The 24,947-nt window shown below is 64.0% G+C and carries 29 protein-coding genes, 2 pseudogenes and 1 riboswitch; of the genes and pseudogenes, 9 read left to right on the top strand and 22 right to left on the bottom strand.

Going from position 1 to position 24,947, the window contains the following annotated elements:
* Nucleotides 1-34: 34 nt before the first annotated feature.
* Nucleotides 35-1,087: an acyltransferase family protein gene (locus ACFPFG_RS02485; RefSeq protein ID WP_380104836.1), complete on the bottom strand. Its 1,053-nt coding sequence runs from the start codon at nucleotides 1,085-1,087 to the stop codon at nucleotides 35-37.
* A 103-nt stretch (nucleotides 1,088-1,190) separates the two neighbouring features.
* Between ACFPFG_RS02485 and ACFPFG_RS02480 the strand changes: the two genes are divergently transcribed.
* From ACFPFG_RS02480 to ACFPFG_RS02460, 5 genes are read left to right on the top strand one after another with little or no spacing between them, the layout of a single operon-like run.
* Nucleotides 1,191-1,517: a phage holin family protein gene (locus ACFPFG_RS02480; RefSeq protein ID WP_374618014.1), complete on the top strand. Its 327-nt coding sequence runs from the start codon at nucleotides 1,191-1,193 to the stop codon at nucleotides 1,515-1,517.
* An 11-nt stretch (nucleotides 1,518-1,528) separates the two neighbouring features.
* On the top strand, nucleotides 1,529-2,047 hold the full coding sequence (locus ACFPFG_RS02475; RefSeq protein ID WP_380104834.1) for a lysozyme: 519 nt from the start codon (nucleotides 1,529-1,531) through the stop codon (nucleotides 2,045-2,047).
* A 46-nt stretch (nucleotides 2,048-2,093) separates the two neighbouring features.
* Complete coding sequence (locus tag ACFPFG_RS02470; RefSeq protein WP_380104832.1) at nucleotides 2,094-2,483, top strand: hypothetical protein; 390 nt, start codon at nucleotides 2,094-2,096, stop codon at nucleotides 2,481-2,483.
* Nucleotides 2,480-2,860: a hypothetical protein gene (locus ACFPFG_RS02465; protein WP_380104830.1), complete on the top strand. Its 381-nt coding sequence runs from the start codon at nucleotides 2,480-2,482 to the stop codon at nucleotides 2,858-2,860. Before ACFPFG_RS02470 ends, ACFPFG_RS02465 begins: the two co-directional genes overlap by 4 nt.
* Complete coding sequence (locus tag ACFPFG_RS02460; RefSeq protein WP_380104828.1) at nucleotides 2,857-3,597, top strand: Gp49 family protein; 741 nt, start codon at nucleotides 2,857-2,859, stop codon at nucleotides 3,595-3,597. Before ACFPFG_RS02465 ends, ACFPFG_RS02460 begins: the two co-directional genes overlap by 4 nt.
* 698 nt (nucleotides 3,598-4,295) lie before the next feature.
* On the opposite strand, the gene ACFPFG_RS02455 is transcribed toward ACFPFG_RS02460, so the two are convergent.
* From ACFPFG_RS02455 to ACFPFG_RS02400, 12 genes are all read right to left on the bottom strand, one after another.
* Nucleotides 4,296-5,396 (bottom strand): tyrosine-type recombinase/integrase, encoded by a 1,101-nt coding sequence (locus ACFPFG_RS02455; RefSeq protein ID WP_380104826.1) that lies wholly within the window; start codon nucleotides 5,394-5,396, stop codon nucleotides 4,296-4,298.
* Entirely contained in the window at nucleotides 5,397-5,663 is a 267-nt protein-coding gene (locus ACFPFG_RS02450) for a DUF4224 domain-containing protein (RefSeq protein WP_380104824.1), read from the bottom strand.
* Nucleotides 5,664-5,910: 247 nt separating this feature from the next.
* The gene (locus ACFPFG_RS02445; protein ID WP_380104822.1) at nucleotides 5,911-6,243 is read right to left on the bottom strand and encodes a hypothetical protein; all 333 of its coding nucleotides are present in this window, start codon (nucleotides 6,241-6,243) and stop codon (nucleotides 5,911-5,913) included.
* The gene (locus ACFPFG_RS02440; protein WP_380104820.1) at nucleotides 6,240-6,953 is read right to left on the bottom strand and encodes a hypothetical protein; all 714 of its coding nucleotides are present in this window, start codon (nucleotides 6,951-6,953) and stop codon (nucleotides 6,240-6,242) included. The genes ACFPFG_RS02445 and ACFPFG_RS02440 overlap by 4 nt, the downstream gene beginning before the upstream one ends.
* On the bottom strand, nucleotides 6,950-7,189 hold the full coding sequence (locus ACFPFG_RS02435; RefSeq protein WP_380104818.1) for a hypothetical protein: 240 nt from the start codon (nucleotides 7,187-7,189) through the stop codon (nucleotides 6,950-6,952). Before ACFPFG_RS02435 ends, ACFPFG_RS02440 begins: the two co-directional genes overlap by 4 nt.
* Nucleotides 7,186-7,467 (bottom strand): hypothetical protein, encoded by a 282-nt coding sequence (locus tag ACFPFG_RS02430; protein ID WP_380104816.1) that lies wholly within the window; start codon nucleotides 7,465-7,467, stop codon nucleotides 7,186-7,188. The genes ACFPFG_RS02435 and ACFPFG_RS02430 overlap by 4 nt, the downstream gene beginning before the upstream one ends.
* Nucleotides 7,464-7,889: a hypothetical protein gene (locus ACFPFG_RS02425; RefSeq protein ID WP_380104814.1), complete on the bottom strand. Its 426-nt coding sequence runs from the start codon at nucleotides 7,887-7,889 to the stop codon at nucleotides 7,464-7,466. Before ACFPFG_RS02425 ends, ACFPFG_RS02430 begins: the two co-directional genes overlap by 4 nt.
* Entirely contained in the window at nucleotides 7,886-10,114 is a 2,229-nt protein-coding gene (locus tag ACFPFG_RS02420; RefSeq protein ID WP_380104812.1) for a hypothetical protein, read from the bottom strand. Before ACFPFG_RS02420 ends, ACFPFG_RS02425 begins: the two co-directional genes overlap by 4 nt.
* Before the next feature lie 160 nt (nucleotides 10,115-10,274).
* Entirely contained in the window at nucleotides 10,275-12,908 is a 2,634-nt protein-coding gene (locus ACFPFG_RS02415; protein WP_380104810.1) for a DNA methyltransferase, read from the bottom strand.
* A 5-nt stretch (nucleotides 12,909-12,913) separates the two neighbouring features.
* Entirely contained in the window at nucleotides 12,914-13,207 is a 294-nt protein-coding gene (locus ACFPFG_RS02410) for an H-NS histone family protein (protein ID WP_380104808.1), read from the bottom strand.
* Nucleotides 13,208-13,264: 57 nt separating this feature from the next.
* On the bottom strand, nucleotides 13,265-13,963 hold the full coding sequence (locus ACFPFG_RS02405) for a hypothetical protein (protein WP_380104806.1): 699 nt from the start codon (nucleotides 13,961-13,963) through the stop codon (nucleotides 13,265-13,267).
* 31 nt (nucleotides 13,964-13,994) lie between these two features.
* Nucleotides 13,995-14,612 carry a 3'-5' exonuclease gene (locus ACFPFG_RS02400; protein WP_380104804.1) on the bottom strand — a complete coding sequence of 206 codons (618 nt, stop codon included), beginning with the start codon at nucleotides 14,610-14,612 and terminating at the stop codon, nucleotides 13,995-13,997.
* Nucleotides 14,613-15,339: 727 nt separating this feature from the next.
* On the opposite strand from ACFPFG_RS02400, the pseudogene ACFPFG_RS02395 reads away from it, so the two are divergent.
* Nucleotides 15,340-15,975: pseudogene (locus ACFPFG_RS02395) on the top strand (IS481 family transposase); the annotation flags it as partial.
* 135 nt (nucleotides 15,976-16,110) lie between these two features.
* Here ACFPFG_RS02395 and ACFPFG_RS02390 read toward each other — a convergent pair.
* The 3 genes from ACFPFG_RS02390 to ACFPFG_RS02380 form a co-directional block, all read right to left on the bottom strand.
* A complete protein-coding gene (locus ACFPFG_RS02390; RefSeq protein ID WP_183017901.1) occupies nucleotides 16,111-17,094 on the bottom strand; it encodes a hypothetical protein in 984 nt (327 codons plus the stop codon).
* 749 nt (nucleotides 17,095-17,843) lie between these two features.
* Nucleotides 17,844-18,374: a DUF4124 domain-containing protein gene (locus ACFPFG_RS02385; RefSeq protein WP_380104802.1), complete on the bottom strand. Its 531-nt coding sequence runs from the start codon at nucleotides 18,372-18,374 to the stop codon at nucleotides 17,844-17,846.
* A 107-nt stretch (nucleotides 18,375-18,481) separates the two neighbouring features.
* Nucleotides 18,482-18,685 carry a hypothetical protein gene (locus tag ACFPFG_RS02380; protein WP_183017903.1) on the bottom strand — a complete coding sequence of 68 codons (204 nt, stop codon included), beginning with the start codon at nucleotides 18,683-18,685 and terminating at the stop codon, nucleotides 18,482-18,484.
* 110 nt (nucleotides 18,686-18,795) lie between these two features.
* Nucleotides 18,796-18,859, top strand: a riboswitch (Fluoride riboswitch).
* Between the two features lie 81 nt (nucleotides 18,860-18,940).
* Here ACFPFG_RS02380 and crcB point away from each other — a divergent pair.
* Both crcB and ACFPFG_RS02370 read left to right on the top strand, forming a co-directional pair.
* Nucleotides 18,941-19,327, top strand: coding sequence for a fluoride efflux transporter CrcB (crcB, locus tag ACFPFG_RS02375; protein ID WP_034393102.1), 387 nt, complete (start codon nucleotides 18,941-18,943; stop codon nucleotides 19,325-19,327).
* 178 nt (nucleotides 19,328-19,505) lie between these two features.
* A complete protein-coding gene (locus ACFPFG_RS02370) occupies nucleotides 19,506-20,063 on the top strand; it encodes a P-loop nucleotide/nucleoside kinase family protein (RefSeq protein WP_183017905.1) in 558 nt (185 codons plus the stop codon).
* A gap of 162 nt (nucleotides 20,064-20,225) precedes the next feature.
* Here ACFPFG_RS02370 and ACFPFG_RS02365 read toward each other — a convergent pair.
* The 3 genes and pseudogenes from ACFPFG_RS02365 to lexA form a co-directional block, all read right to left on the bottom strand.
* Nucleotides 20,226-20,384, bottom strand: a pseudogene (locus ACFPFG_RS02365) (sigma factor); the annotation flags it as partial.
* A 138-nt stretch (nucleotides 20,385-20,522) separates the two neighbouring features.
* Nucleotides 20,523-20,945, bottom strand: a complete 423-nt coding sequence (locus tag ACFPFG_RS02360; protein WP_380104799.1) for a hypothetical protein — start codon at nucleotides 20,943-20,945, stop codon at nucleotides 20,523-20,525.
* A 162-nt stretch (nucleotides 20,946-21,107) separates the two neighbouring features.
* Nucleotides 21,108-21,782, bottom strand: a complete 675-nt coding sequence (gene lexA, locus ACFPFG_RS02355) for a transcriptional repressor LexA (RefSeq protein ID WP_183017907.1) — start codon at nucleotides 21,780-21,782, stop codon at nucleotides 21,108-21,110.
* Nucleotides 21,783-21,880: 98 nt separating this feature from the next.
* Here lexA and ACFPFG_RS02350 point away from each other — a divergent pair, with 98 nt between their 5' ends.
* The gene (locus ACFPFG_RS02350) at nucleotides 21,881-22,852 is read left to right on the top strand and encodes an asparaginase (protein WP_380104797.1); all 972 of its coding nucleotides are present in this window, start codon (nucleotides 21,881-21,883) and stop codon (nucleotides 22,850-22,852) included.
* 92 nt (nucleotides 22,853-22,944) lie between these two features.
* Here the strand turns inward: ACFPFG_RS02350 and adk are convergent, their stop codons facing one another.
* The 3 genes from adk to ACFPFG_RS02335 form a co-directional block, all read right to left on the bottom strand.
* Nucleotides 22,945-23,601 carry an adenylate kinase gene (gene adk / locus ACFPFG_RS02345; protein WP_380104795.1) on the bottom strand — a complete coding sequence of 219 codons (657 nt, stop codon included), beginning with the start codon at nucleotides 23,599-23,601 and terminating at the stop codon, nucleotides 22,945-22,947.
* Nucleotides 23,602-23,863: 262 nt separating this feature from the next.
* Nucleotides 23,864-24,649, bottom strand: coding sequence for a 3-deoxy-manno-octulosonate cytidylyltransferase (gene kdsB / locus ACFPFG_RS02340; RefSeq protein WP_197956364.1), 786 nt, complete (start codon nucleotides 24,647-24,649; stop codon nucleotides 23,864-23,866).
* Between the two features lie 67 nt (nucleotides 24,650-24,716).
* The gene (locus tag ACFPFG_RS02335; RefSeq protein ID WP_012205403.1) at nucleotides 24,717-24,899 is read right to left on the bottom strand and encodes a Trm112 family protein; all 183 of its coding nucleotides are present in this window, start codon (nucleotides 24,897-24,899) and stop codon (nucleotides 24,717-24,719) included.
* Between the last annotated feature and the right edge of the window lie 48 nt (nucleotides 24,900-24,947).

The raw sequence follows: 24,947 nt of genomic DNA, 5'->3' as shown, positions 1-24,947 counted from the left end.
CCCCCCCGGCTAGGGTTGATGCCATCAACCCAAGTCACGCTGCGCCGGGCATGAAAGTCGATGCCCGTCTTTGGCCTCGCAACAAGCGCATCACAGGCTTTTCCAATATGAGATAGACAAGACAACCACCTATTGTGGTTGAAAGGGTCGCAAGCAGTATCAAGACGTCATTATGCTCAGCCATATTTTCTGGCCAAAATGCATCCATGAAGTGCAGCATCGGTAGAGAGAAAAGGTAAATCGAATAGGAAGCATCTCCGATGAACTCGAAAATAGTTGCCTTCTTGGTATTTTCTCTGAAGACAGCAGAGGCAACTAGGAGCGCGGATGGGATGCCCCATGTGCGCACTCGATCCCAACTGGAGCTGGCGTCCAAAGTGAATGGTGCCTCGGAGATATTCCCGTAGCCAGTGGCCAGTGTGTCGATCAACAGACAGCTGCCGAGAATGAACATGCCCAAGGTGGCCCAGCTGGGCAGCAATGGTGTCCGTTGCCACACCATTCCGATCAGGACGCCGAAGACAAATTCCAGTAGTATCGGATTACCAATGATATTCAGTGGCTGGGCGAACTGCTGCATGCTGCCGACAGCGATCAAACCAGCCAGGATGAAAAGTATGCGATCCGAAAGCGGCCTCGGTGATTTCCAGAGCATGGCCGCACAGATCACCGCGTAGAAGGCAACTTCGTACATGAGACTCCAGCCAAGAGGATGGATCGGCATGCTGGCTGCATTGCCTGGAGGCTGCAGAAAGAGCAGCGAGTAGATCAGCTTGGTTGTTTGGCCTCCGGTGTCAGTTGATACCAGGAACATCAACATTGTGGCGATGATGTACATCGGCCAAATACGGAGGGTCCGATTGATGGTGAACTGGAGGGGTGTGGTTCGACCTGCGGATATTGAGACGATAAAGCCGCTGATGACAAAAAATATATCGACGCCGACTGCGCCGAAGTTCTCCGCGAAGCCAAAAGTAATCTGGGCCGCCGTTTCGCCACGGGCGACAACTATGTCTATCGCGTGTGCCCAGACCACCAAGATGGCCGCCATGGCTCGCATGGTCTGTAGATGAGATAGTTTCTGCATGAACCCTCCGCAGGCGCGTATTGTGCGCTCATAGGATGACGAGGTTGGCAGTGCCCCCGTGTAGGGTTCGCCAGCGCGGCCCGGCCCCGGAATCATCGGGGCCATGAAGAAATACCTCGTATCCCTGCTCGCGCTGATGGGCATCCACCAGCACTTGAGCGCCGAGCAGCGGCAGGACATTGTCGGCGCCGTCATGCATGCCACGCCCGGCGCTGCCGCAGGCGGGGTGTTCAAGATTGCAGGCCTCCCATTGAGCGACTGGCTCGTCGTGGCGTCCCTGGCTTTCGTGATCCTGCAGGCCGGCTATCTGGTCTGGAAGTGGCGCCGAGACTACCAGCGGGACCAGCAGCGGCGCGCCGACCGCGAACGGCTGGCTGGCCTTGCTCGGCTGCAGCCGGAACCGGAAACCGACATGGGGCCGCTGGCATGACAGGGCCGCGCATGCCTGCCGCTCTGCTGCGAAAGGGAGCCATCCCCGCCACGTTGCTGGCGGCGCTCACCAGCCCGCTGGCCTTCCAGACCCTGGAGCGCTGGGAGGGCAATGTGCTGCAGGTCTATGCGGACCATCTGGCCGGCGGCCTGCCCACCTACTGCGCTGGCCGCACGGACCCGACTGCGGTGGTGGGCACCAAGCTGACCAGCGACCAGTGCCAGGCCATCAACAAGACCACGCTCCTCGAATATGGCTATGCCGTGCTGGGCTGCGTGAACTGGGACTACCTGACGGCGCGGCGCTTGATCGGCCTGACGGTCTTCGCCATCAACGTGGGCAAGGACGGGGCCTGCGGCTCGCAGGCGGTGCGCCAGATCAACGCGGGCGCGGTGAAAGCGGGTTGCGACCTGATCGCGCGCACGCCCGACGGTCGGCCGAATTGGTCCTATGCGGGCGGTGAGTTCGTGCAGGGCCTGCAGAACCGGCGCCAGGCCGAGCGTGCGCTCTGCCTGGAGGGTCAGCCATGAGCCCGATCTGGATTGCCATGTGGTGGTACTGGTGGAGGGGAGGGCGATGACATCGATTACCTCAAAGCTCCTCGCCGCTGCCGTCCTCGCGCTGCTGGCCAGCCTGCTCGGCAACGCACTGCTGGCCAGGGCCTACCTGGGACAGCGTGACGCCGCCACCACCGCGCGCGCCAGCGTGGGCGAGATAACCCAGCAGCGGGACGGCGCCCGCGACTTGGCCGCTGCCTGCAGCGATGCAGTCGATGACCTGCGCGAGCTGGCCGACCGGCGCAAAAGGGAGGGCGAGGCCGCGCGAACCAGCGCCGCCGCACAGGCCCGGAAGCACGAGCAGCGCGCCGACGAGATCCTGGCCGCGCCGCCGGCCGTGCCCGGTGATGCGTGCGCGAGCGCCCAGCACCGGGTGGACAGCTGGCTGCAGGGGAGGACAAAGCCATGAAATTGACAAATTGCTCAATTCCTCAATTCGAGGGCAGCAGGCTGCAGCGCTTTTGTGAGCGCACGACCTGGGTGCCCCATGTGCTGGTGTTGCTGAGCCTGCTGGGCTGCCAGGCCGCGCCGGCCCGCGTGGAGCTGCAGCGCGTGAACGTCCCCGTGCCCGTGGCATGCGATGAGCCGGCGCCCGAGCGCCCGGCCATGCCCACCGAGCAGCTGCGGCCCGGCACCACGGTGGACCAGTTCACCCAGGCGGCCCAGGCCGAGATCGAGCGGCGCGAGGCCTACGAGATCAGGCTGACAGCGGCCCTGGACAACTGCCGCCGCCCCATTTCCCCGAGCCTGCCGGCCGCAGGCACCACCGCAGAAAGCAATCCATGAACACCTCTCCCATCAAGCCCACAATCGGCCGCCGTGTCTGGTTCCGCCCGAGTGCTCGGTTTCTGGAGCGCAACCCAACCGTGACGCAACTGGGGTCTGGCCAGCCGATGGACGCCGGCATCGTCTATGTTCACCACGACCACATGGTGAATCTGGCCGTGTGTGACCACGTTGGCCGGACGCATATGGTGCCGAGCGTGCCGCTTCTGGCCGGTCAATGGGAGCCGAGCGACGATGACTACATGGTGTGCGAATGGATGCCGTACCAGAAGGGCCAGGCGGCGAAGGCCGAAGCCGCGCCAGGTGCGATCGAATCCAAGGCCTACGGCGACGGCACAACAGCCACCGGCCCAGGCCCTCTGCCCGACCTCTCTCCGGCTGAGCAGTCCATCGAAGCCGAGATCCAGGCCAAGGGCCTGACCGCGCCGCGCGTGACTCCGGCCGACATCCAGGCCGAAATCGTCGGCGAGCATTACTTCACCGCGGAGCAGGGCGCGCGCCATCCCGATGCGAAGAACCCGCTGGACTTCGGCGACATCCCCGGGAACCTGGGCCTGCTGACCTTCTGCGTGCTGCGCCTGCGCAACGGCTTCACGGTGACCGGCGAAAGCGCGTGCGCCAGCCCCGAGAACTTCGACGCCGAGATCGGCCGCCGCGTCGCGCGCGAGAACGCAGTGCAGAAGATCTGGCCGCTTCTGGGCTTCCGGCTGCGTGACAAGCTGGCGGCCGGCGCCTGACAGACTGCCCGCCATGGCCAGGGATTCCCGCCGTGAGCCGCGGCAACCCCAACCGGAGAATCGATATGTTCCGCTCTCGAATTGCTTCCTTCGCCATCCTGGCCTGTGCAGCCGCTGCGTCTGCTGTCGTGGGCTTGGGTCACGCCTTCGCTGATGCCGCGCGTCATGCCTGTGTCACGGTGGCCCGCTGGCTGGAGCCGCCCGTGCAAGCCGCACCCAAGATGCAGGCCCAAGCACTCCCTGTCGTGGATTTGGCTGTGGCCCGCTCTTTCCTGGCACGCCAGATGCGCCGCGCCCGCCCCACGGTGACACCGCGTTGGCGTATGTGCCCATCCGCGTGATGGCATAGGGCCGCCGGACTCCAGAACGCAAAAAAGCCCCCTCGGCTGCCGTGATGGCGCCGAGGGGGCTTTTGTCGTTTCAGCAGGCGAAGTGTGCGGGGATTTTTGCCATCATGGCTGCGAGCCATGGGTTCTACGCGGGCTGCGCGCCGCAGCGCACAGAGGGAAACAATACATCGCGCGAAGCGAGCACGCCGCTTTTAATCCGTTGGTCGCGAGTTCGAATCTCGCAGGACCCACCAAAGAACACAAGGCCCCGTAGCAATACGGGGCCTTTTTTCTTTGCTATCGATGAAGTAGCAAAACAGGGCCTGGATTTGCTGGTCGTGTTCCGCAATTCTTGGTGTGTTCCGCAATTCACCGAACAGGCTTCACCCTCTTGCCCACCTTGTGGCGGATGTACTGGGCGGTCATGCCCTCCGTCGTGTGCCCCAGCAGCGCCTGGGCATGGCGTATTCCGCCGTCGTCATCCACGGTGGTGGCCGCCGTGGCGCGCAAGTCCCGAAACTGGAACTGCGCCTTTGGAATCCCGGCCGCGTCCCGTGCGGCGTCGAACCGATCGCGGAGCATATTCTTGGTCAGAGGCTGGCCCGCTTCGTTGACCAGTAGCAGCGCGGTGTCGGCTTTGACCTGGGCTTTGTACGCCTGGATCTCGGCCAGCAGCTCCTGTAGCGCACCTGTCACTTCGATGCGCAGTTTGGCCGCTGTCTTGCCCTGGCGCACATGCAGCATGCCTCCCGCAATGTGGTCGGTGCTCATGCGCAGTACGTCAGCAGGGCGCTGACCTGTGAGGAGCGCCAGGCGCACAGCGAACCGCAGCGATATTGCAGCCTTGTCCAGCAGCCGCGCCATCATGTCGTCGCCGACCACGACATCCCGCCCATCTTCCCGGAAGCCTCGCACGCCTGCGCAGGGGTTGGAGGCCTTGGTGAGGCCCTGTTCCCGGGCGAAATTCCACATGTGCGAGAACAGCGCCTTCTCACGATTGGCGCGCACCTGGCCGATGGAATCAGGAATGGGCTGAGCCGGCAGCCCATTCGCAGCACGCTCCTTGTTGTCCGACTCTGCCAGGCTCCTTGCCTCGGCAACGCGCCAATCCAGGTATTGGCGCACGTGCACTGGCTCGATGCTGTCCAGCGGCGCCGGTGGGTCGCCGAAGAATTTCAGCAGCCAAATCAGCTCCTTCTCGTTGTCCGCCCTGGTTCTCGGCGCCTTCTTGGGTAAAGCCTTACTGCGATACTCAGGAACCAGATCCAAAAAGGTGTAGATTTTTTCTGCGCTCCGTTCAGCCGCCGAGAGCTCCGCCCACTTCTGGACGGCCGCCACATAGTCCGACCCGAGGGGGATTTCCTTGCGGGGCTTCCCTCCCGTGTCGAAGTAGTAATGGACCTTCTGTCCGCGCTCGCGCGCACGCATCCCCTTCGGCAGATTGCTCCAGCGACTCGGTTTTCGGCCCATTCAATGCGCTCCGACCACGCGGGGCGTCCAGCGAGGCTTTTCTTGTTGTTGCGGCATGGCAGATTCTTGCCTGCCCTCGATGGCGCTTCGTGTCACCACGGGGTGGCCAGAGGCATTCACCCGGAACGGAACTGCCTCTGCGCGCAGCCATTCAATCTGGCGGGACTTGTGCCGCCTGCCTGTGAGCTGGCGCAATTGCTCATCGTTAAGGAAGAGGCTTTCGGACATTGAGTCCTCCTTGTTCTTTTTGGCGCGGGTCGCGCTCATGCTGATATGCATCCCACAGCGTCGCGCCGGCATCGCAGCGCGGCTGAGACCGCGTGACGCCGGCCGCGATGCACTACGGGCACTGAAAGTGGTGGGCCTGATACGCACGGTCGGCCAGCTCCCAGGCGCAGGCGCTGGGCGGCTCAGGCATAAAAAAGGCCAGCGGGTGCTGGCCGGGTGATTGGTTCGTCGTCGCGGTGTGGCGCGCGCTTATCGCGCCATTCCTTGTGCTTCTTGCTGGCCATAGTCAGGTATCCCCGTCAAACTCAACGATCCCAGATCGCTTTTCATGGTCGTGCAGTGCCTTGGTCAGCATCTTGTGCGCCTGCCGCACATAGGCCGGCACGCGGTTGATCTGCTCGGCCTTCTGCTGCAGGACCTCGCCAAGCCGCTGCGGCGACCCGATGCCAGCCTTCGCGCACTGCGTTGCGCCAAGGATGAACCCGCGCTGCATGTCGCCGTCCAGCATGTACTCGCATGCCATCCAGGCCAGCAACCGCCGCAGGTGGTTCACCTGGGCGTCGGTCATCGGCATGGCTGGCACGTTCTCGTCGCCTGTCAGCGTGAGCGCTTTGGTCATGACGATCCTCCAGTGATGCCCGGCAGCGGGCCGGTGGCCTTGGATGTGAGCGCGGCGCGGCCCTCTTCGGTCGGGTTCAGGCGTGTGACGCGCAAGGGGCCGTCTGAGACAACCTCGCGGCTGGCGATGAGCGCTGCGGGGCGATCTTGCAATTTCGCGGTTTTGTCAACCAACGGTTCTTGCAGATCCGGCGATTTGTCAACCAGCGCAGCGTCGAACTGATCGGTGATCCCCTCAAACCATGCATTGGCTTCGACCAGATCGCTAAAGTGCAGGCTCACTGTGGTGGCACCATCAATGCCGCTGATCAGCGTTCCGCAGAGGTAGCTCATCGGCAGCGGCTTGCGCGCCTCCAGCTCTGAGTCCTGGCGTTTGAGGATGCTGTTCACGGAAGCGAGGTCCAGGGCCTGCATTTCGAGTTCGTGGATGCGCGCGTTCTTACTCGCATCCAGCTCTGCCAATTGCTGGGTGGCCTGAGCATGCATCTGGGCCTGCATGCGGTGCTGCTGGGCCAGTTGGTCGGCTCGGAGCTTCTGCTCTGCGGCTGCACTGGCCTCGGCCACGAGTTCCATTCGCAGGCGCTCGTTCTCGGCCTGCAGGCGGCGCAGGGCGGCAGCGGCGGGCTGGAGCCACGCCGCGTAACCTGCGAAACCTTCCTCAAGCCCTCGGGCCAGGCGCTCCACGTCTTCGGGTGTTGGTGCTGCGGTCACGGGGTCTGTCCTTTCTGCTGCGCCTGGGCGCGCTGCTTTCGTTCCCACGCCTTGATTTCGCCGGCCGTCATGAACGAGTAGCTGTCGCAGCCGCAGGTTGGGCACACGCTGCAGGTGCAGCGCAAGCCGCCCATGGTGCCTGGCACCTTTTCTAGGTCGGTTTCGTAGCCGCGCCAGCTGCAGCGCGTGCGGCCGCAACGTATCGGCGCCGTGCCGAACGGTGGGTGTTCTTTCATGTGCTCTCCTTGTGCCCAGTGGGGCGCGCGCGGATGGCGGCGGCGCAAGTCTTTGCCGTGTCGGCGCGCTGCTCGTCGCCCCAATCCAGGTTGATTCGCTGCTGGGTGTCGCATGCCTTCGCGCAGGCCTCGCGTTCAGCGGAGGCCACCATGGCGGCAAACGAAAGCAGCCTGTCCAGGTCCGTGCCGACCCAGGTCTTTGGCAAGCCGTGGTCCGCCGGAAAGATGCGTCCGAAGCCCGTTGCGCAGGCCATGGCGATCACGTCGTCGCGCGTCATGCTGACCCCTTGGCTGCTGCCTGGGCTGCGATGGCTGCGTCGATGGCGTTGGTGAAGTGGTCTTCCACGCGGCCCTCTGTGATGTTGGCGCCTGGGATCGCTTTCAGGTGCGTGACGCTGAATCCATGGCCGGTCGCGGGCGAGTAGTGCCCTCCCACGAAACGCAGAACCGCACGCCAACGCACGGCGTCGTTTACCGCTTCGGCATCCGCCTCGACCTGGGTGATTTCTCGATTCAAGCGGCGCGCAATCTGGTCGCCCGAGGCGCGTTGCACGGTCGCTAAGCATTCATTGCAGCCGAGAAAGAACAGCACACCCATATCGTGGGAGCGCAGCCTGCCTTGCTGTACATCGCTGTTGTTGACGATGGAGCAGTGCCATTGCAGATCGACGCTGCCGCATTCTTGGCATTGGGTCTTCATGCCGAGCCTCCAATCCTGGAAATGCCAGCGTGGTGCATGTCGCCCCGATGTGCCGGATGCGTCTTGCAGCGCGCGCAGTTGTAGGGGTCAGTGCAGACGTCCAGTGGAGCCGCATCCGCAACAGGTGCACCGCCTTCCTTGGCCTGGGCTGCGGATCGGGGCCGCGAGATCCCGGCATGCTCAAGACCCTTCCGGTGGTTGGGATGCGCTTTGCAGCGCGCGCAGTTGTACGGGTCGGTGCAGACGTCCAGCGGTTCAGGCGGCCAGGCGCATGGAGCATTGCCACGGCGCGACCCCTTTGCCGCGCCACACTCTGCGCAAATCTCGCCTCCATAGCTTGCGTTTTCGCGCCAGTCGTGGGCCTTGGCATCCACTGCAGGCGCAGCAGGTGCTGCCGCACAGGGGCCGTCGTGCCCTGGCGCACGGCTGCAGGTCCAGCCGGCAGGGGGCTTGTCGCATGCCGCTTGCGCGGACTTGTCAGCCAGCTCGCGCAGCTCCTCGGCCAGCTCATCAAGGGTGTTGAAGTGCTCTTGATTCGACTCGCTCATCTCGACGGCGCCAGTGTCGGGGTCGTAGCTGCCGCGTTCGTCAAGATGCGCCTGGGCCTTTGCCTGGATGTGCGCAGCAGCTGCCAGCAGGCCGGCATGCGTCTGGGGCGCTTCAGGTGTTGCACGCAGAGGTGATCCCTGGAGGCCTTGGCGCTTGAGGTAGTCCAGTGCCTTGTCTGCAAGATCGTTGCCTGGCAAGGCTTTCCGCAGGGCGCGGACTAGTTGCTTCACCAGTTGGGCCAGATCGTCCACGGGCGCAGCAGGTGCCTGGGGCGCTGTTGCCAGTGCGGCGGCATACACAGTCGATGAACGGCGCAGCGGATCTGCTAGCCATGCTTTTTGAGCGGCGCCGAGCATTGCGTCTGTTGGATTCGCGGGCACGAGCCGCCAGCCATCCGGCACGGCCGGGGCAGGGGCTGCAGGCGCTTCCTGTGCTGGGGCCTGGGGTGCTGCTGCCAGCAGAGCGACAGCGGCGGAGATGACGGCTTCGAATGCATCTTCGATGCTCGGACACGGCACACCACGGCCGGCCTGCCATTGCGCCTCGCCAAACGCATTCAGCAGTGCGCCCAGCTTTTGCCGCGCCAGGCTGTCAAGTTGATCGCCGTCCACGGCTGCAGGCGCTTCCAGGGCGGGCGCTGCCAGGGCGCGCGCTGCCAGTGCTTTGATGCGATCTGCCACGGAGCGCGCGCAATCCTGCATTTCAGAATGGCTGTCGTAGATAGCGCTGTGCTGCAGGTCGGACGCGCAGAGCAGTAGGGAATCATCCTCGTCCCCCTGGGGCGCCACAGCGGCAGGATGCTCGGCCAGCAGGCGCTTGGCGGCGGCGCGAATGTCGGCGCCGATGTCCAGCGTCTCGCCAGGAGCGTCGTACATGCAGCCGTCCCAGCTCTGGGCGATTTGTTCGAACACTGCGGGTAGGGGCGCCACAGCGGCAGGAGCTGCCCCGGCGCGGGCAAGGCGAGCCTTCAGTTTCTCGACCTCGGCCTGCAGGATGCGGATGGTCGTGGTGCCGTCTTCGGCTTCAGGCAGCTCGCGCAGCCACCACGCGACGGGGCCATCCTCTGTGTCGAAGATGGAAACCAGCTTCCAGCCGTCGCCATGGGGTGGGTTCGGTTGCCAGTCGGTCCAGTTGACTGCATCGCTCATCGCGCCGAGCACATCCCAGTCCAACTGATCCTCGGCTGACGTGTGCGCCAGCTCCAGACCGAGCGCGGCGAAGAAGCTGCGGGGCATCATGCCTTCGTCCAGCAGCGGCAGTTCGGGGTGATCGCCCAGCCCCATCTCGTCGCGCTCGATGGCGCGGCCGTCGAGCATGCGGGCCTTCCAGCGGTCGTCCAGCAAAGGATGCGTGCTGCCGGCGCGCAGCTGCTCGATGGCGGCAATGATCGGCTCGGCGCCGGGGTCAATGTCCGAATTGATGCCCAGGCAGTCGCTGACTTGGCCCAGGGCCTTGCAGGCAGCGTCGAACATGCGGGCGTACTGCTCGATGGGGGTGCCGGCCAGGGTTGCGGACTGCTCGATCTGGGCCGGGTACTGGCTGCCAGCGCGTGCATGCTGGACCTCAGCAATGCGGACCATCGCGGCCCAGGCCTCGTGCAGTTCCTGGGTGTTGCAGCCGATGAAGGGGCGCAGCAGGGCGGGGCTGGGTTCGCGCGGGATCAGGATGTGGGTCATGGGTTGCTCCGTTCGATTTGCCATGCGCTGGCGGTTTTGGAAATGACGTGGCCTGCGCGCTGCAGCAGCGGGCACTGGGGTGGGGTCGGGGTCATGGGGCGGAAACAGGAAAGCCCTCGCGGCATGCACCGTGAGGGCTTCGGTGGAGGTGAGTGGTGATTCAGGCCGTCTCGAGCGTGTCAAAGAGGCTGGGCATGCTGATTTCGCGCTCCATGGCCTGGCAGTACGAGACGCCATCCAGGAAGTACTGAGGGCTGAGCTCGCAGCCGTAGCCGCGGCGGCCCAGCTTCAGCGCACGGTAGGGAACGGTCATCAGGCCGCCGAAAGGGTCGTAGACCACATCGCCTGCGTTGCTCCACTGGATGATCGAGCGGTCTGCGATGTCGAACTGCATGGGGCACAGGTGCATTTCCTTGCCCTTGGCAGACTGGGCGCCGTTGAGCGTGAGCATGCGTGTGACGTCGGTCCATACCTCATCGCTCCAGCTCTGCGGCTGCAGCAGCATGAAGGTCACCGGCAGCTGCCCACCGTTTTCCAGGTGCTGGGCGATGCGGACATGGTGCTCGTAGCTGTAGAGGTCCTGCAGGCTGTGCTTCTTGAACATCTGGAAGATGGCATCGTGCGGCAGGCCGGCCAGGTGCTCTGGCTGCAGCGGCCGGTCGCCCGCGCTGCGGGTGAAGCCGTGCGCGTCGACCTGCCAGCGGGCCCGGGTGTAGCCCGCCTTGTCTTTGAGCACGGGCACGTCCGCATAGGTCTTCTCGGTGCTGGTGGGCGGCTTCCTGAAGATCAGCAAGTACTCGGGCATGCCCACGCCCATCTTGGTGCCGTCCTTGCACTGCTCGGTCCAGCCCAAGCGATAGGTCTGGTTGTTCTCCCGGACCACGTCCGTGACGATGGTCTTCATGCCCATGTAGCCAAAGCCATGCTTGCGAAAGCACTGGATGGTGTCCAGGTGGAAGGGGTAGACCGTCTGATAGTGGTGCTCGCCCAGGCCGCTGGGCACGATCCGATCCTTGACGTGGATGGCGGCTATGCGGCCCGGCTGAAGTACTCGCAGCAGCTGCGGTACCAGGAAGTCCATCTGCTGGAAAAAGTGCTCATTGTTGTCGGTGTGGCCGAAGTCCGCGTAGTTGGGCGAGTACTCGTACTGGGTCGAGAACGGGATGCTGGTCAGCACCAGTCCGACGCTGTTCTCGGCCATGGCGGAGGTCTCGCGCACGCAGTCGTTGTTCACGCAGGTGAAGCTGTCGCCGCGCACTTCCACGCGCTCGACCCCCAGGCGTCGCGTCAGCGTCGCCGCCATGCCGGCCTGGCTCAGGCCGAACTCTCGAATGATTTCTGTCATCTTGGTCACCATTTCGTTGTGCTGGGCCCACTTGCGTTCCAGATCGCGGCGGATCTGGCGCTCAGCCTCTGTGTAGATAAGGTCGATGCGGACCGGCCGCGTCTGCAGGAAGCGCTGGATGCGGTGGATCGCCTGGATGAAATCGTTGAACTTGAAGCCAATGCCCAGGAACACAGCCCATGCGCAGTGCCGCTGGAAATTGCAGCCGCTGCCGGCGATCACAGGCTTGGCGGCCAGCTCTTGGAAGCGTCCTTCACTGAAATCGACAATGGCCTGCTCGCGCTCGTCCAGGTCCTGGCTGCCATAGACGCTCACCGCGCTGGGCACCGCCCGTTCGATGGCGTGGCGCTCGGCCTCGAGGTCGTGCCAGAGGATGCGCTGGGCTTGCGGATCCTCGGCCCGGATCTCCTGCAGCTTCTCGATGCGCGCCGGCAGGCTGTCGCGCTTCTCGCGCGAGGCCTCGACGATGCCGATGGCCTCTGCCTTGAACATCCTAGCCTGGCCGTACACCTCGTGGCCGGCCTGCTCGTGGTCGGCGGCGATCTCGTGCCAGCGCACGTCCAGAGGCGGCAGTTCGTAGCCTTCGTCGCTGAATCCCAGATCGCTGGGCCGCTGCACAAACAGCCCCCAGGATGCGCACCAGAGCCAGAACTCGCGCTCCTTGTGCGGATGGATCGTCAGCTGGTCCGCCTTCTCGCTGTTGCGCTTGAAGAACCGTGTCTTGGCCTGGCCAACGTCCATGATCCCCAGGAACGCTGAGTAGGCCAGCAGCTCGATGAACTCGTTGGGGCTTGGCGTGGCCGTGGCCACGAACCGGTACCGGACGCCGCCAGTGCGCACGCGCGCGTCCATGGTCTTGCGGTCACCAGCGAAGAGGGCCATGAACTCCCGAAATGTCTTCGTGCCGCCGAAACCCCGCAGGCAGGATGCTTCGTCCAGGCTGGCCACGCTGAAGAGCGTGGGGTCGAGCTTGCCGTCGCGCACGCTCTCGTAGTTGGTGAGATAGATGGCCTCTGGGTCGTCGCATTCCTCGACCCGGCGCACGAACTTGACCTTGATGCCCAGCATGGCGGCATCGCGTATGAACTCCTGTCGAACGCCCAGCGGGATGACGATCAAGGCCATGCCGCCGGCCTTGGCGCGAGTGAGGCGCACGATCTCGAGTTGCATCACGCTCTTGCCCAGGCCAAAGGCCGCGAACAGGGCCCGCCTGCCGCCGCGCACCGCCCAGCAGACCATGGCCACCTGGTGCGGCTTGAGCAGGGGATGCACTTCCTCAGGATCACATGGGAAGCCGTCTTCGGCAGGGAGCGTCACCTTTGCGCGCAGGAAGTCTTCGTATTGGTCGGTCATAGGGTCTGAGACGAAAAAGGCCAGCGCGAGGCTGGCCAAGGTGAAGGGGAGGGGGATCAGGACCTGAGCCGGCGTGTTGCTGGCCCAGGTGCTCATGCCTCTCAGGTGGGGGTGATCTGGAAGGGAGTGCGGTCCGCTGCGTCCTTGATCCAGTTCGGCGGCTTGCCCCGGCCTGTCCAGGTCGCGCCCGTGGCGGGGTCGCGGTACTTCGGGGCGCCCACGCTGCCCTTGGCGTTGGCCTTGCCCTGGGGGAAGACATCAGCAGCGGTCAGGCCGTGCTCCTGGATCAGCGCGCGGGCTTCGGTCACAGCCTTCGCCTTGGCCTCTGCCTGGGCCTGGGCGATCTGGGCGTCGAGTTCGGCCCGCTGGGCCAGCAGGGTCTTGTATTCGGACATTTCGGATTTTTCCTTTCGTGGCGCCGCGCGGGCGCCGTGGGTGGTTCAGTGGATGGTTCAGGCCGGTTCGCCGGTCACGGCCGCCGCGAAGGCGTCTTCGGGGGTCTGGTTCACAGGGTGGTTCGGGTCGGTGGGCAGCTCTTCCTCGCCATCCACCTCCAGCTCATGCTGGTCCTCGTTGTCCGGCCGGCTGGCGGGCGTGTCCGGCCTGCCTGCGCGGTAGCCCTTCTTGGCCTGCAGCAGTTCGGCCGGGGCCAGCAGCTTGATGTAGACCTCCTCTTCGGAGGCCAGGCCAGACAGTTCACCGTAGAGCACGTTGTCGTTGAGCTCGTCGCCGTTGAACTCGACCGTGCCCCGGATCGTGACGCTGCCGCCTTCGTGGATCTCGTACTCCAGGCCCTTGAGGACGGCGTCCACGAAATCGACGTGAGCGTCGTTCAGGCCGTAGTCCCAGATGAAGCGGTACCCGCGCCATTTCTGCTTCTTGGCATAGGCGAAACTGGTGGGCAGCAGCGGGTGCCGCAGGTTCGGCAGCGGGATCAGGACACCGGGCAGCGCCTCCTGGCCGGCCGTGGCCGCCTTGTTGCAGTAGTGGTGCTCGCGCAGGCCGGGCTCCAGCAGGTCCAGCAGAGTGTTCTCGCCCGTGAGCGTGAAGGAGATGTCTATGGCGCGCACTTTCTCTTCGCCGTGCAGCTCGCGCCGCGGGTTGGCGTTGGTGATGGTGACGGCCGTGGATTCAGCCAATTCGAAGGCCATGGTTTTCCTTTGTGGTGGTGGTGGAAAGGGATCAGGCTGCCTTTGCCGTCTTCAGGTCCTGGACAGCGAAATAGACAGCGATGCAGGCGGCGACGTCAGCACCAGCGGTGTGTGCGGCTTCGAAGTCGCGGCCGAAGAAGTGGCGGTAGGCCTCGGCCAGCTTCGGCGTCTTGAACTTTCCGATGCCGGCGGCTCGCATCTTTTCGGTGGGCGGCAGCTTGCAGAGCGGCGTGGTCAGCAGCGCGGTGCAGGCGCTGGGGCCGGCCTTCCAGATGTCGGATTGGGGCAGGGCAGCGGCCGGCTCGCGCGCATCGATGTGACGCTTGATGGCGATGCGCAGGATGCGGGCGTCGAAGCTCTCGTTGTGGGCCACGCGCATGCGACCGCCCCACATTGACAGCAGCATCTCGACGGCCACGTCCTCGGGCACGCCCAGGTCCAGCGCCTTCTCGGTGGTGATGCCGTGGATGTCGGCCACTTCGTCGGGGATGGTCCAGCCGTCGGGCTTGACGATGACGTCGATGCTGGAGAATGTGGCGCGGGTGTCGAAGGCCGAGCGGACCGGGCGTGCGCTCGTGGAACCAGTCCGTGGGCGTCGTGAAGACAGCGGCGCGCTGCAGCTTCTGCATTGCGCGTGCCCTGTCTTCATCTGCCGCAGCGGAGCGGCGGCCCATCTCGTTCTCCCAGCGCTCCGCATCCGCGCAGGGGTTGGCGGTCATCAGCATGGCTGAATCTCCTGTGGTGATGGTTGGGGCCGCTGCGGGCCGGGAATGAAAAAGGCCCTGCAACTGGTGAAGCTGCAGGGCCTTGGAAGAAAAATGCCGATGCCTTGTTGGCGTGCCCGGGGAAGGGATTTGAGAGGGAGGGAGGAGAAGTCTCCCGGGCTCGGCGGAATCTGGAGATGCAGTATGGGGGCTGATTCTTAAGAAATGCTTTACGGCTTGTAAAGAAAGTGCAGGGCTTCCACCTGCTGCGGCTTGCGAGGCCTCTGCGACCCCGTGGCCAGGGTGTGGATGATGGCATGCCGTGTAAGCCCCGGCTTTCCTCTATCGACGGTGGCTAGACTTTCACTGCTTGCAGGCGGGCAAATGCCTGTCACGATTTGCCATCAAGGGTGCTGGCTGGCCCCTGCAGATACCACCTGCAGCGCACTTTCGGGGCGGGCCACTCCAAGGCGCGTGCCCACCAGTCAGCACTCTTGATGGCCCCGGCGCGAGGCCGGGTGCAGCGTTCATGCAGAACCGGCGCCAGGCCGAGCGTGCGCTTTGCCTGGAGGGTCAGCCATGAGCCCGATCTGGATTGCCATGTGGTGGTACTGGTGGAGGGGGGCGCGGTGATCCCCTGGCTCTACACCCATCTGGCCGCCGCAGCAGTGGCGTGTGCTGGCCCGTGCCGGCCTATCGAGGCTCAGCGACCTGCAGCCTGCTGAGCCGGTGATGCGCTACGAGCACGAGGCACCCGGGGACATGCTGCACATCGACACCAAGAAGCTCGGGCGCATCGTCAGGCCCAGTCACCGCGTGACCGGCAACCGGCGTGACGCGGTCGAGGGGGCGGGCTGGGAGACGTTGTTCGTGGCCATCGACGACCATGCGCGCATCGCCTTCACCGCCATGCATCCCGACGAGAAGAAGCACGAAGCTGTCGCGTTCCTGCACAACGCGGTGGCGTACTACGCGAGGCTGGGTGTGCGCGTCAAACGGCTGCTGACTGACAACGGAGCAGCCTTCCGCTCCAGGCAGTTCGCTGCGGCCTGCGAGGCGTTGGGCGTACAGCACAAGTTCACGAGGCCGTACCGTCCGCAGACCAATGGCAAGGCCGAGCGGTTCATCCAGTCGGCGCTGCGCGAGTGGGCCTATGGCTGGACGTACCAGAACTCAGCAGAGCGGACCAATGCGCTGGTGAGCTGGCAGCACCACTACAACTGGCACAGGCCGCACAGCGGCATCGGTCACATCGCTCCGATGTCCAGGCTCAAATCTGCAAACAACCTCTTGACGGTTCACAGCTAGTGACCCTGGATTCCCAGTTCGGCGGGAAGAGGGAGCGCAGCCCGAACTAGCTTGGTCGGACCTGAAATCCGAGCAAGTTGACAGCTCGATGTCAGCCTGGGTAGGCGATTTCCAGAATTCCGCTGACGTCTTCCTTCACTTGCGCACGCCCGCATCCAGTTCCGTGTCCTGGGAAAGGCGCACACTGACGCCCTGGTATGCACCAAAATCGAAGTCATAGACCTTGCAATCGGCATCGAACAGATTGGTGTGTGAAATGATCAGGCCGGACTTGCTTGTTATCCTCAATCCGACGCCAATCTGGAAAATATCACTCGTATCGCATACGAAAAGCGCCTGCGACAGAATGTCCCAGTTGGCGGAGGCCACCGATGAGAAGTCGCGGATCGGAAAACCTCTTGCCATGGCATCGGGCCCCTTGTCCACAAGATCGTCATCCTTGTTGAAAACTGCGGAGTCCGTCTTGGTCAACCGATAGACATGCCTCACGAATTTTCCATCGCTGAGATTGTTGATGGAAATATCCTTGATGGTCTTGGAAAAGCTGCTGGTGATGCTGACGCCGCCGCTGAGCGACGGCCCCGAAGGATCCACGCCCGGATTGATGTTGTACGCAATGGAACTGCTGACGGTGCCGTCCTCGAGCGTAGACCCCGGGGTGTCCTTGCATATGTCGAACCGGACCCCTTTGCCCGGCTTGCCCTGGAGCGCTTTTTCGTACTCGCTGCGCGAAATGCCTTCGACATCGATTTCCACCTGGACCTCGCGCAGGAACAGCCCCTTCACCCTGGTGTCCTCGTGTAGCGAAAGGGTGCTCACATACTTATCGGTGAACATCTTGCCGTTCTTCGATGCGGCAGCGTGGCTGCCGTCCATGTTCACGAGGACGAAGCACTTGTTCAGCGCCGTGCTGCGATAGACATCGATGCTGGCATTGATTCTGCAATTGGGCACGTAGCCGGCATCTCGCTTGGCCTGGTCCAGCAGCGTGACTTGAAGCCATTTTGCTTCGTATTTCCTTGCAGGCCATGCGTTATACAGCGTCTCTCCATTGGAATCATCCGCGTACATATTAAAGACCTGCGTTGCGCAAGGAGTGGCTTGTGGCAGTTGAGACATAGTGCCCTTTTGAAATGGTAGGTAAGAAGCAGGAGATTCCCAGGCCGGCCGCAGAAATGCCGGAAAGTCATTCCTTCCGGCGCATTGCCGCGGGCAACCCGTAAATACTAGGCGCCAGGATTGCATGGCTATTGACTCTGTGCTTGGGAAAAATTGACTGTGCGTCCGCGAATGGCGCGTGACAGGCACGCCTGCGGCGTTGGCTGGCCTCGACAGCGGGTGGATTGACCCTGAGGCGGGCGAACTGGTGCCGAACTACACGGCGATCACCTGGCCCGCAGACGGGCACCCAGTGCTCTCGCTGATGCACTGATCAAGCTGCCGCCGCTTGGTGCGCTACGGTCGGGCGCGGAGAAGCCGGGAGAGGAGAGCCTTGCCCGCAGAGCAGCTGCTCGCTTTTAAAATTCAGGAATGAGCGGAAACAGAACCTGACACTCGCTGAATAAGGTGTAGGTTCTGGTGTAGCTTTTGGAGATTATTCTGATAACCAGAGGGAGAAGGCTTCTGCAGGCCGAGGTCGGCTCCGCGCAACCGTATCAGTGGCTTGCACGCTGCAACGTCTTGGAGACGACTATGCCGGGAAGGCTTGGCCGATGGCCGCCTGTTGGCGAAGGCGGTGAAGACCGGGTTGGCGGCGGTCTGAAGAGGCTGCATGGCATGGAGAGAACTCCCGAACATGTTCCCCGCTGATGAGTGGCGCGAGAGGAGTCATGATTTCGCTCGGTATCTGGCAGCTCCGCGCCTGGTTTTCATTGAGAAATTGGGTGCTGAATGGAGTGGGGCGCTCGCGGTGTCCCAATCACTTTCGGCGGCTCCTGCATCAGGGGCGTATTTGAACCGCATGCAGCATTGACACCACTGATCGCGGCATTGGTCCGCATCCGTTTTTCGTCCTGGGAAATGGTGCGAATGCTGGAGACGAATTCCAGTTCCTTGCGCGCCTCCTTGCACTGAAGGGAGGCGCCGAGCTGCTCCGGCGCAGGAGCCGCCGTCTGGCGGGCTTGCTGCTCGATAACACGCTGCTGGCTCTCGATCTGGCGCTGCTGCATTTCGTTCATCTGGCGCTGATACTTTTGTCCATTCGCCTGCGCTGCATCAGCCCGTTCACGGAAGAGCTCATCGTCCGATTTTTTGCGCTGTGTCAGTGAGCCAGTGTCAGTGCTGCTGCAAGGGCTGTCTGAGAAAGTCGATTTTCCAGAAGCGTCCTTGCATTGAAAGACCTGGGCTGCTGCAGGCAATGCGAAAAGTGCTGTAAAGATTGCTGTGGTCAAGAGTCGCATATGTATATCGATGAATTGATGGACCTGATCGGATCCGAATTGCAGACGAAGAATTGTGCTTTGATCCGTATTCCTGACAATTCGTGCCTTGGCTCCAAGCGCCCGCTTCACTCGGCGTCCCGCAAGGCAGCGCGGCGGGCTGCTTCGGCGGTCTCCTGAGCTTGCTTCTCGGCTTGCCTGAAACGTTCTTGTGCCGTGGCCGATGTGCCGTCATGGCCGCCCGCGGCGCGCTCACCGATGTGAATGTTGGAAAGCCTTGCTGTGCCGTACAGCAAAGCCGCTGCAATGATCAGGAGCGCGATGAATTTCATTGTTGCATTGTGCCGCTGGTCCTTCGGGAATGGCCGGCATCTGCGGAGCAATCTCACACCTCTGCCGCTTGACAGGTCCAGAGTAAACTCGCCCCGGCGGCCAGCACTCGCTGCACGATGGGAATGGAGCTTCCCGAAACCGCCTTGCAAAGGGCTGATGGCTCCTGCCTTGGTGGGATGTGTCCTGCCGGTGGCGGGGCCATGTCTTGATCCTGCCCGGCACGCCCGTCCCGGTTATTCGATGAAAGGACGGTCATGGGGTTCTACGGATTCATTCTGGTGTTCGTTGGAGGTGGTCTGGGGTCTGCGCTCAGGCATGGCACGAACTTGCTCGCGCTGCGGCTGGTGGGCAGTGCGTATCCGCTGGGTACGTTGGCGATCAATGTGCTGGGTGCCTTCGTGATGGGGGTGGTGGTGGAGTGGTTTGCGCTCAAGACATCGCTGCCGCAGAGTGCGCGGCTGTTCATCACCACGGGCATTCTGGGTGGCTTCACCACGTTTTCGACGTACGCGCTGGAGGTCGGCATGCTGTATGAGCGTGGCGATTGGCTGGCCTCCGTGCTGTATGCGCTGGGCTCGCTGGTACTGGGCGTGGCCGCGCTGTTTGCGGGGTTGGGGCTGGTGCGCATGGTGGCCCATTGAGGCACTGTGATTGCGCTATGCTGTGCGCCATGGCCCGTATGAACGCAACGCAGATTATTCGCACCATCCATTGGATGGTGGGTTAGCCAGCGGCCTTCAACGCCATGCAACCCGCCCAGACGAGGCGGGTTTTTTCATTCCGCCTCCGGGGTTTTCTCATGCCTTTCAGGAGATGGATATGCAGGTTTCCGAACAGTCCCGGCCCCGTTGTGCAAAACATGCCGATGCCACTGTCGCCAACGCGCGGCTTGCCACGCTGCACATGGTCTGCGGCAAGATCGGATCGGGCAAGTCAACGCTGGCGCGGCAATTGGCGTCCGGGCCCGGAACGGTGCTGGTCAGCGAGGATTCCTGGCTGGCCGGCCTGTACCCCGGCGAGATGCAGTCGGTGGCCGATTACGTGCGTTGCAGCGCGCGGCTCAAGGGGTTGATGGGCGCACATGTGCAGGCGCTGTTGAGCACTGGCGTGTCGGTGGTGCTGGACTTTCCGGCCAATACCCTGGAGGGGCGGGGCTGGGCGCGCAGCGTGTTCGAGAAAGTGGGCGCCTCGCACCGCCTGCATTTCCTGGATGTGCCTGACGAGGTCTGCAGGCAGCGCCTGCGGGCGCGCAATGCGGCAGGCGAGCATCCGTTTCAGGCCAGCGATGAGCAGTTCGACCTGATCACGAGCTACTTTGTCGCGCCCTCCGACGAGGAGGGCTTCGACGTGGTGCATCACCCGTATGCGCCGGCCTGAAGCGCCGGTCTGGACGAGACACTTCTGCCAGTCCTGTCGCAGGGCCGCTGTTGCAAAGGCGCCACGCAGTTTCACGTGCCAGGCGGCGGCCTCATGCAAGGCGCGGCGGTCGTTGCTTTCCAGATGTCTCTCGCCCATGCGGCTATGCCAGGACCAGGTGACGACCAAGCCCCGGGCGATGGTGGCCAGATAGCGCCTGGGTTCGCGGATGTCTTGCTTCGGCAGGGGCGAGCGCAGCAGGCGCACAAAGGTGTCATGGGCCAGGTCGGCGGCATCGTCACGGTTGCCCAGGTGTTTGCGCAGCAGGCAGAGGGCATCCATTTGTTGCACGTGCGCTACAGGGGGGTGGTGGCCGCAAGCCTGCGCCAGCTTCGCACAGGCCGATTCCTCGTGCGGTGCGTGGTCCGCGCCGCCCATGTTTGTGTCGTGCAAGGTGTGTCGCATACCTTGCATCGGGCCTCAGTTGGCTGCGGCTCCGCCATGCGCCTCCAGGCGCTCCAGCGCAGCGCAGACATCGGCCATTCGCCCGGAGATGAACAGGCATTCAGGCTGTTCCTGTGGCGACCGCTGAATGATGCGCAGGCCTGAAGACTGCTCAGGTGCGGCTTGCAGGGCGGGCTGCGTCGGCAGCAAGGGCAGGATCAGCTGGGCATCTCCAGGGTCTGCAGCGCGTGCAGCCTTGCCGCGGCGCTGCGGGCTGCGCCGGCGTGCCTTGCTGAAAGAGATCACGTTGGCGGGCTCGGGTGCTGTGGCAGGTGTTGGCTGGCCCGCAGGGGCTTGTGCAAGAGGCATGGCCGACTCCATGGCGGTCGCAGTCAGGCGGATGCCATGTGCCAGGCGCAGGAAGGAAAGAGAGGACAGTGTTGGCAGAGCGAATCCCATGTGACGACTCCTGTTGGCGTGTTTCAAAGAGGCATGGACACAGGCAGGATTGCGGTTTTCGGGCAAAGCTCCGCCCAGGGCGAAGCTGCAAGGCTTCGCGCCTACCACCTGGACGGTGCATGAAATAGGGGGTGGCAACCCGTGCAGGGCTGCCCGTCCGGCTTACATGGACATGCTGTTGCGGATCAGCCCCACGGCCAGGCCTTCAATGGCAAAGGCCTCTTCGGGGGCGACGCGGATCACCGGGTAATCGGGGTTTTCCGGCAGAAGTTCCACGCCCTGCGTGGTGCGGCGCAGGCGCTTGACGGTGACTTCATCGCCCAGGCGCGCCACGACGATCTGGCCGTTGCGTGCTTCGTGCGCAGACTGCACGGCCAGCAGGTCGCCGTCCATGATGCCCGCGTCGCGCATGGACATGCCACGCACACGCAGCAGATAGTCGGGGCGGATCTGGAACAGGCTGGGCTCGACGGAATAGGTTTGGTCGATATGTTCCTGGGCGAGAATGGGTGAGCCCGCCGCAACGCGGCCCACCAGGGGCAGCATCAGCGGTGCCAGGGCCGACAGCGGCAGTCCGAAGCTGGTTCCGCGCGCGGCATTGATGTTGCGCACGGTGTCGGTACGCAGGCGAATGCCGCGCGAGGTGCCGCTGACCAGTTCGATCACGCCTTTGCGGGCCAGGGCCTGCAGGTGTTCCTCTGCAGCGTTGGCGGACTTGAAGCCCAGCGTGTTGGCGATTTCCGCGCGTGTGGGGGGGGCGCCCGTGCGGGAGATGGCGGCCTGGATCAGGTCCAGGATCTGTTGCTGGCGGGCGGTGAGCTTGGGATGGTCGAGCATGGCGTGCGTCCGGTCCTTGAGAGCAGATGGCGGGCTGGCAGGCCATCTGATGATTTATACAGTATCTGTATTTTTAACCAGTTTTCCAAGAGGTGCAAGTGGGGCAGTCAAAGTTGGTGATTCTGGGCACGGGCGGGACCATCGCTGGCCGGGCGGATTCGCAGTCGCAGGGAGTCGGGTACAAGGCCGGGCAGATCACGGTGCAGTCTCTGCTGGATGCCGTACCGGACCTGGAGCAGCAGGCGCTGGGCCCCGTGCAGACGCAGCAGATCGCGCAGGTGGACAGCAAGGATATGGACTGGCCCGTGTGGCGCGCGTTGCTGCACGCTTGCGTGCAGGCGCTGGAGGATGCGGACACGCGCGCCGTGGTGATTACGCATGGAACGGACACGCTGGAAGAGACAGCCTGGCTGCTGCACAGCCTGTTGCCGGCCACCAAGCCCATTGTGCTGACCTGCGCCATGCGCCCGGCCACGGCCCTGTTGGCCGACGGGCCGCAGAATCTGCGCGATGCCGTGACCGTGGCTGCCAGCGGCGGGCGCAGCGGTGTATGGGTTGTGGCGGGCGGCGAGGTGCATGCGGCAGCCCAGGTGCAGAAGGTCCACCCCTACCGGCTGCAGGCAATGCGCTCCGTGGAAGGCGGGCCGCAGGCGTTGGTGGAGGAAGGGCGTGTGCGCTGGCTGGTGCCCGATGCGCCGTCCGCGCGGGCCGTGGTGCCTGCGTCCATGTCATCGGATCTGCTGGCGCTGGATGAACTGCCCTGGGTCGAGGTGGTGTTCAGCGGCGCCTTGGCGCGTGCCAGCGGCGTGGATGCGCTGGTGGCCGCAGGCGTGCGTGGCATCGTCGTGGCTGGCACGGGCAATGCGACGGTTCACGAAGGCATGGAAGCGGCCCTGCAGCGCGCCCGCGACAAGGGCGTCTGGATCTGGCGGGGCACGCGCTGTGCTGAAGGCCTGCCCGTGGCCTCCGGCCTTGGGGCCAACCCGGCAGAGGCCGATCTGGCGCAGCTGCCCGTGGCAAAAGCCCGGATTGCGATGATGCTGGCGCTGGCAGCGCAGCCGCGCGACTGAGCCGGGCGGCGCCGCCGGCATTTCTTCAGTTGCTGGCGGTCAACAAAAAAGCACCCGGCGGGTGCTTTTTTCGTTGCGGCACATGGCCTGCCTCACTCAGCCAGTGCAGCCAGTGCGCGTTGGGTGATGTCCTCGACCGAGCCCAGGCCGCTGATGGCGCGGTACTTGGGTGCCGCTGCGGCTTCCTTTTCGGCCCATGCGCGGTAGTAGTCCACCAGGGGGCGGGTCTGGCTGCTGTAGACGTCCAGGCGCTTCTTGACGGTTTCTTCCTTGTCGTCTTCGCGCTGCACCAGCGGCTCGCCGGTCACGTCGTCCTGGCCTTCGACCTTGGGCGGGTTGAACTTGACGTGGTAGGTGCGGCCCGAGGCGGGGTGGGAGCGGCGGCCGCTCATGCGTTCGATGATGGCGTCGAAGGGCACGTCGATCTCGAGCACATAGTCCAGCTTCACGCCAGCGGCCTTCATGGCGTCGGCCTGGGGAATGGTGCGGGGGAATCCATCAAACAGGAAGCCGTTGGCGCAGTCGGCCTGGGCGATGCGTTCCTTGACCAGATTGATGATCAGGTCGTCACTGACCAGTTGGCCGGCGTCCATCACGGCCTTGGCCTGCAGGCCCAGGGGCGTTCCGGCCTTGACGGCGGCACGCAGCATGTCACCGGTGGAAATCTGGGGGATGCCGTACTTCTGGCAGATGAAAGCGGCTTGCGTGCCTTTGCCGGCGCCGGGTGCGCCCAACAAAATCAGTTTCATGGAAGTCCTTGAGGAGAGTAGAAATTCTTGTCTGCCGGATCGGCCCACCGGGGCGGACAGTCCATGCGTCATATTTTTGTCGCGGGCAAGGATAGCACGCACAGGGCTAACACTGGCTTACACGCAGAGGGCAAAACTGTCGCCTGTGCAATCTCCAAAAACTGCGTTTTGCTGTCCGACAAAACCGCATGTGCCGTTGTGTTGTGAATGGCGATGCCGGGCATCGCCATTGGCGCATCTGTCAGCGTGCGCGGGATCGGATTCAGGCGGACAACCGGGCGCGCACCCGTTCCAGGTCTTCGGGGGTGTCCACGCCGGGGCCTGGTGCATGGGGCGTGAGGTGGACGGCGATGCGGTGGCCGTGCCACAGCGCACGCAACTGCTCCAGCGCCTCCAGCACCTCGGTGGGGGCGGGAGAAAGCTGCGGGAAGCTGCGCAGGAAACCGGCACGGTAGCTGTAGATGCCGATGTGGCGCAGCGGTGCGAAGCCGGGGCGTCCCGGCGCTGCCGATGCTGTCTCCCACCATGCCTGGCCTGCATGTTCACGCGCAAAGGGGATGGGTGCGCGGCTGAAATAGTGGGCCATGCCCTGGGCATCGCAGACGACCTTGACCACGTTCGGGTTGGTGAAGTCGGCCAGGCTGTCGATGGCATGTGCAGCCGTGCCCATGCTGGCCGAGGGCCGCTGCGGCAGCAGGGCGGCCACGGCATCGATGAGGTCGGGAGCGATCAACGGTTCGTCGCCCTGGACGTTGACGACGATGTCGTCGCCATCCAGGCCCAGCAGTTCGCAGGCCTCGGCCAGGCGGTCGCTGCCGCTGGCGTGGTCGTTGCGGGTGAGCACGGCCGCAACGCCGTGCGCGGCGCAGGCGGCGACGATGCTTTCGTCATCGGCCGCGACCACGCAGCGCGTGGCGCCGCTGAGGCCGGCGCGCTGTGCCACGCGCACGACCATGGGAAGGCCTGCAATGTCTGCAAGGGGCTTGCCCGGCAGGCGGCTGGAGGCAAGGCGGGCAGGAATCAGAACCGTGAAGGGCGCGTTGGACATGGTGCGTTGCGGAGGTGGTCGAAAGTGCGGGCGCGGGCGGCGTCGGAAATCGGGCCTTGCGGCGCGATCAGTCCTCGAGCTCGTCGTCGTCCAGCGTGCGGGCTTCGGCCTCCAGCAGCACCGGGATGCCGTCGCGCACGGGGTAGGCCAGGCGGGCGCTGCGCGAGACCAGTTCCTGGTGCTCGCGGTCAAAGCGCAGCGGGCCTTTGGTGACGGGGCAGACCAGCAGTTCGAGAAGTTTGGCGTCCATGGCGGATCCTGTGTTTTGGAGGGGGAGGGCGGGCCGTGGCGGCCAGCC

Source organism: Delftia deserti (genome assembly GCF_042653485.1).
Taxonomy (GTDB): domain Bacteria; phylum Pseudomonadota; class Gammaproteobacteria; order Burkholderiales; family Burkholderiaceae_C; genus Comamonas; species Comamonas acidovorans.
The sequence above is the reverse complement of the archived record's forward strand: the minus strand, read 5'-3'. Positions and strand labels throughout refer to the sequence as shown.

Excerpts from the sequence above, each read along its gene's own strand:
- ACFPFG_RS02415 (WP_380104810.1), bottom strand. The coding sequence starts at position 12,908 with ATGAGCACCTGGGCCAGCAACACGCCGGCTCAGGTCCTGATCCCCCTC.
- ACFPFG_RS02465 (WP_380104830.1), top strand. The coding sequence starts at position 2,480 with ATGAAATTGACAAATTGCTCAATTCCTCAATTCGAGGGCAGCAGGCTG.
- ACFPFG_RS02335 (WP_012205403.1), bottom strand. The coding sequence starts at position 24,899 with ATGGACGCCAAACTTCTCGAACTGCTGGTCTGCCCCGTCACCAAAGGC.
- ACFPFG_RS02460 (WP_380104828.1), top strand. The coding sequence starts at position 2,857 with ATGAACACCTCTCCCATCAAGCCCACAATCGGCCGCCGTGTCTGGTTC.
- ACFPFG_RS02390 (WP_183017901.1), bottom strand. The coding sequence starts at position 17,094 with ATGTCTCAACTGCCACAAGCCACTCCTTGCGCAACGCAGGTCTTTAAT.
- ACFPFG_RS02400 (WP_380104804.1), bottom strand. The coding sequence starts at position 14,612 with ATGAAGACAGGGCACGCGCAATGCAGAAGCTGCAGCGCGCCGCTGTCT.
- ACFPFG_RS02480 (WP_374618014.1), top strand. The coding sequence starts at position 1,191 with ATGAAGAAATACCTCGTATCCCTGCTCGCGCTGATGGGCATCCACCAG.
- adk (WP_380104795.1), bottom strand. The coding sequence starts at position 23,601 with ATGAAACTGATTTTGTTGGGCGCACCCGGCGCCGGCAAAGGCACGCAA.
- ACFPFG_RS02445 (WP_380104822.1), bottom strand. The coding sequence starts at position 6,243 with ATGACCAAAGCGCTCACGCTGACAGGCGACGAGAACGTGCCAGCCATG.
- ACFPFG_RS02370 (WP_183017905.1), top strand. The coding sequence starts at position 19,506 with ATGCAGGTTTCCGAACAGTCCCGGCCCCGTTGTGCAAAACATGCCGAT.
- crcB (WP_034393102.1), top strand. The coding sequence starts at position 18,941 with ATGGGGTTCTACGGATTCATTCTGGTGTTCGTTGGAGGTGGTCTGGGG.
- ACFPFG_RS02405 (WP_380104806.1), bottom strand. The coding sequence starts at position 13,963 with ATGGCCTTCGAATTGGCTGAATCCACGGCCGTCACCATCACCAACGCC.
- ACFPFG_RS02485 (WP_380104836.1), bottom strand. The coding sequence starts at position 1,087 with ATGCAGAAACTATCTCATCTACAGACCATGCGAGCCATGGCGGCCATC.
- ACFPFG_RS02450 (WP_380104824.1), bottom strand. The coding sequence starts at position 5,663 with ATGAGCGCGACCCGCGCCAAAAAGAACAAGGAGGACTCAATGTCCGAA.
- ACFPFG_RS02455 (WP_380104826.1), bottom strand. The coding sequence starts at position 5,396 with ATGGGCCGAAAACCGAGTCGCTGGAGCAATCTGCCGAAGGGGATGCGT.
- ACFPFG_RS02420 (WP_380104812.1), bottom strand. The coding sequence starts at position 10,114 with ATGACCCACATCCTGATCCCGCGCGAACCCAGCCCCGCCCTGCTGCGC.
- kdsB (WP_197956364.1), bottom strand. The coding sequence starts at position 24,649 with ATGTCCAACGCGCCCTTCACGGTTCTGATTCCTGCCCGCCTTGCCTCC.
- ACFPFG_RS02435 (WP_380104818.1), bottom strand. The coding sequence starts at position 7,189 with ATGAAAGAACACCCACCGTTCGGCACGGCGCCGATACGTTGCGGCCGC.
- ACFPFG_RS02380 (WP_183017903.1), bottom strand. The coding sequence starts at position 18,685 with ATGAAATTCATCGCGCTCCTGATCATTGCAGCGGCTTTGCTGTACGGC.
- ACFPFG_RS02470 (WP_380104832.1), top strand. The coding sequence starts at position 2,094 with ATGACATCGATTACCTCAAAGCTCCTCGCCGCTGCCGTCCTCGCGCTG.
- ACFPFG_RS02385 (WP_380104802.1), bottom strand. The coding sequence starts at position 18,374 with ATGCGACTCTTGACCACAGCAATCTTTACAGCACTTTTCGCATTGCCT.
- ACFPFG_RS02475 (WP_380104834.1), top strand. The coding sequence starts at position 1,529 with ATGCCTGCCGCTCTGCTGCGAAAGGGAGCCATCCCCGCCACGTTGCTG.
- ACFPFG_RS02410 (WP_380104808.1), bottom strand. The coding sequence starts at position 13,207 with ATGTCCGAATACAAGACCCTGCTGGCCCAGCGGGCCGAACTCGACGCC.
- ACFPFG_RS02425 (WP_380104814.1), bottom strand. The coding sequence starts at position 7,889 with ATGAAGACCCAATGCCAAGAATGCGGCAGCGTCGATCTGCAATGGCAC.
- ACFPFG_RS02430 (WP_380104816.1), bottom strand. The coding sequence starts at position 7,467 with ATGACGCGCGACGACGTGATCGCCATGGCCTGCGCAACGGGCTTCGGA.
- ACFPFG_RS02360 (WP_380104799.1), bottom strand. The coding sequence starts at position 20,945 with ATGGGATTCGCTCTGCCAACACTGTCCTCTCTTTCCTTCCTGCGCCTG.
- lexA (WP_183017907.1), bottom strand. The coding sequence starts at position 21,782 with ATGCTCGACCATCCCAAGCTCACCGCCCGCCAGCAACAGATCCTGGAC.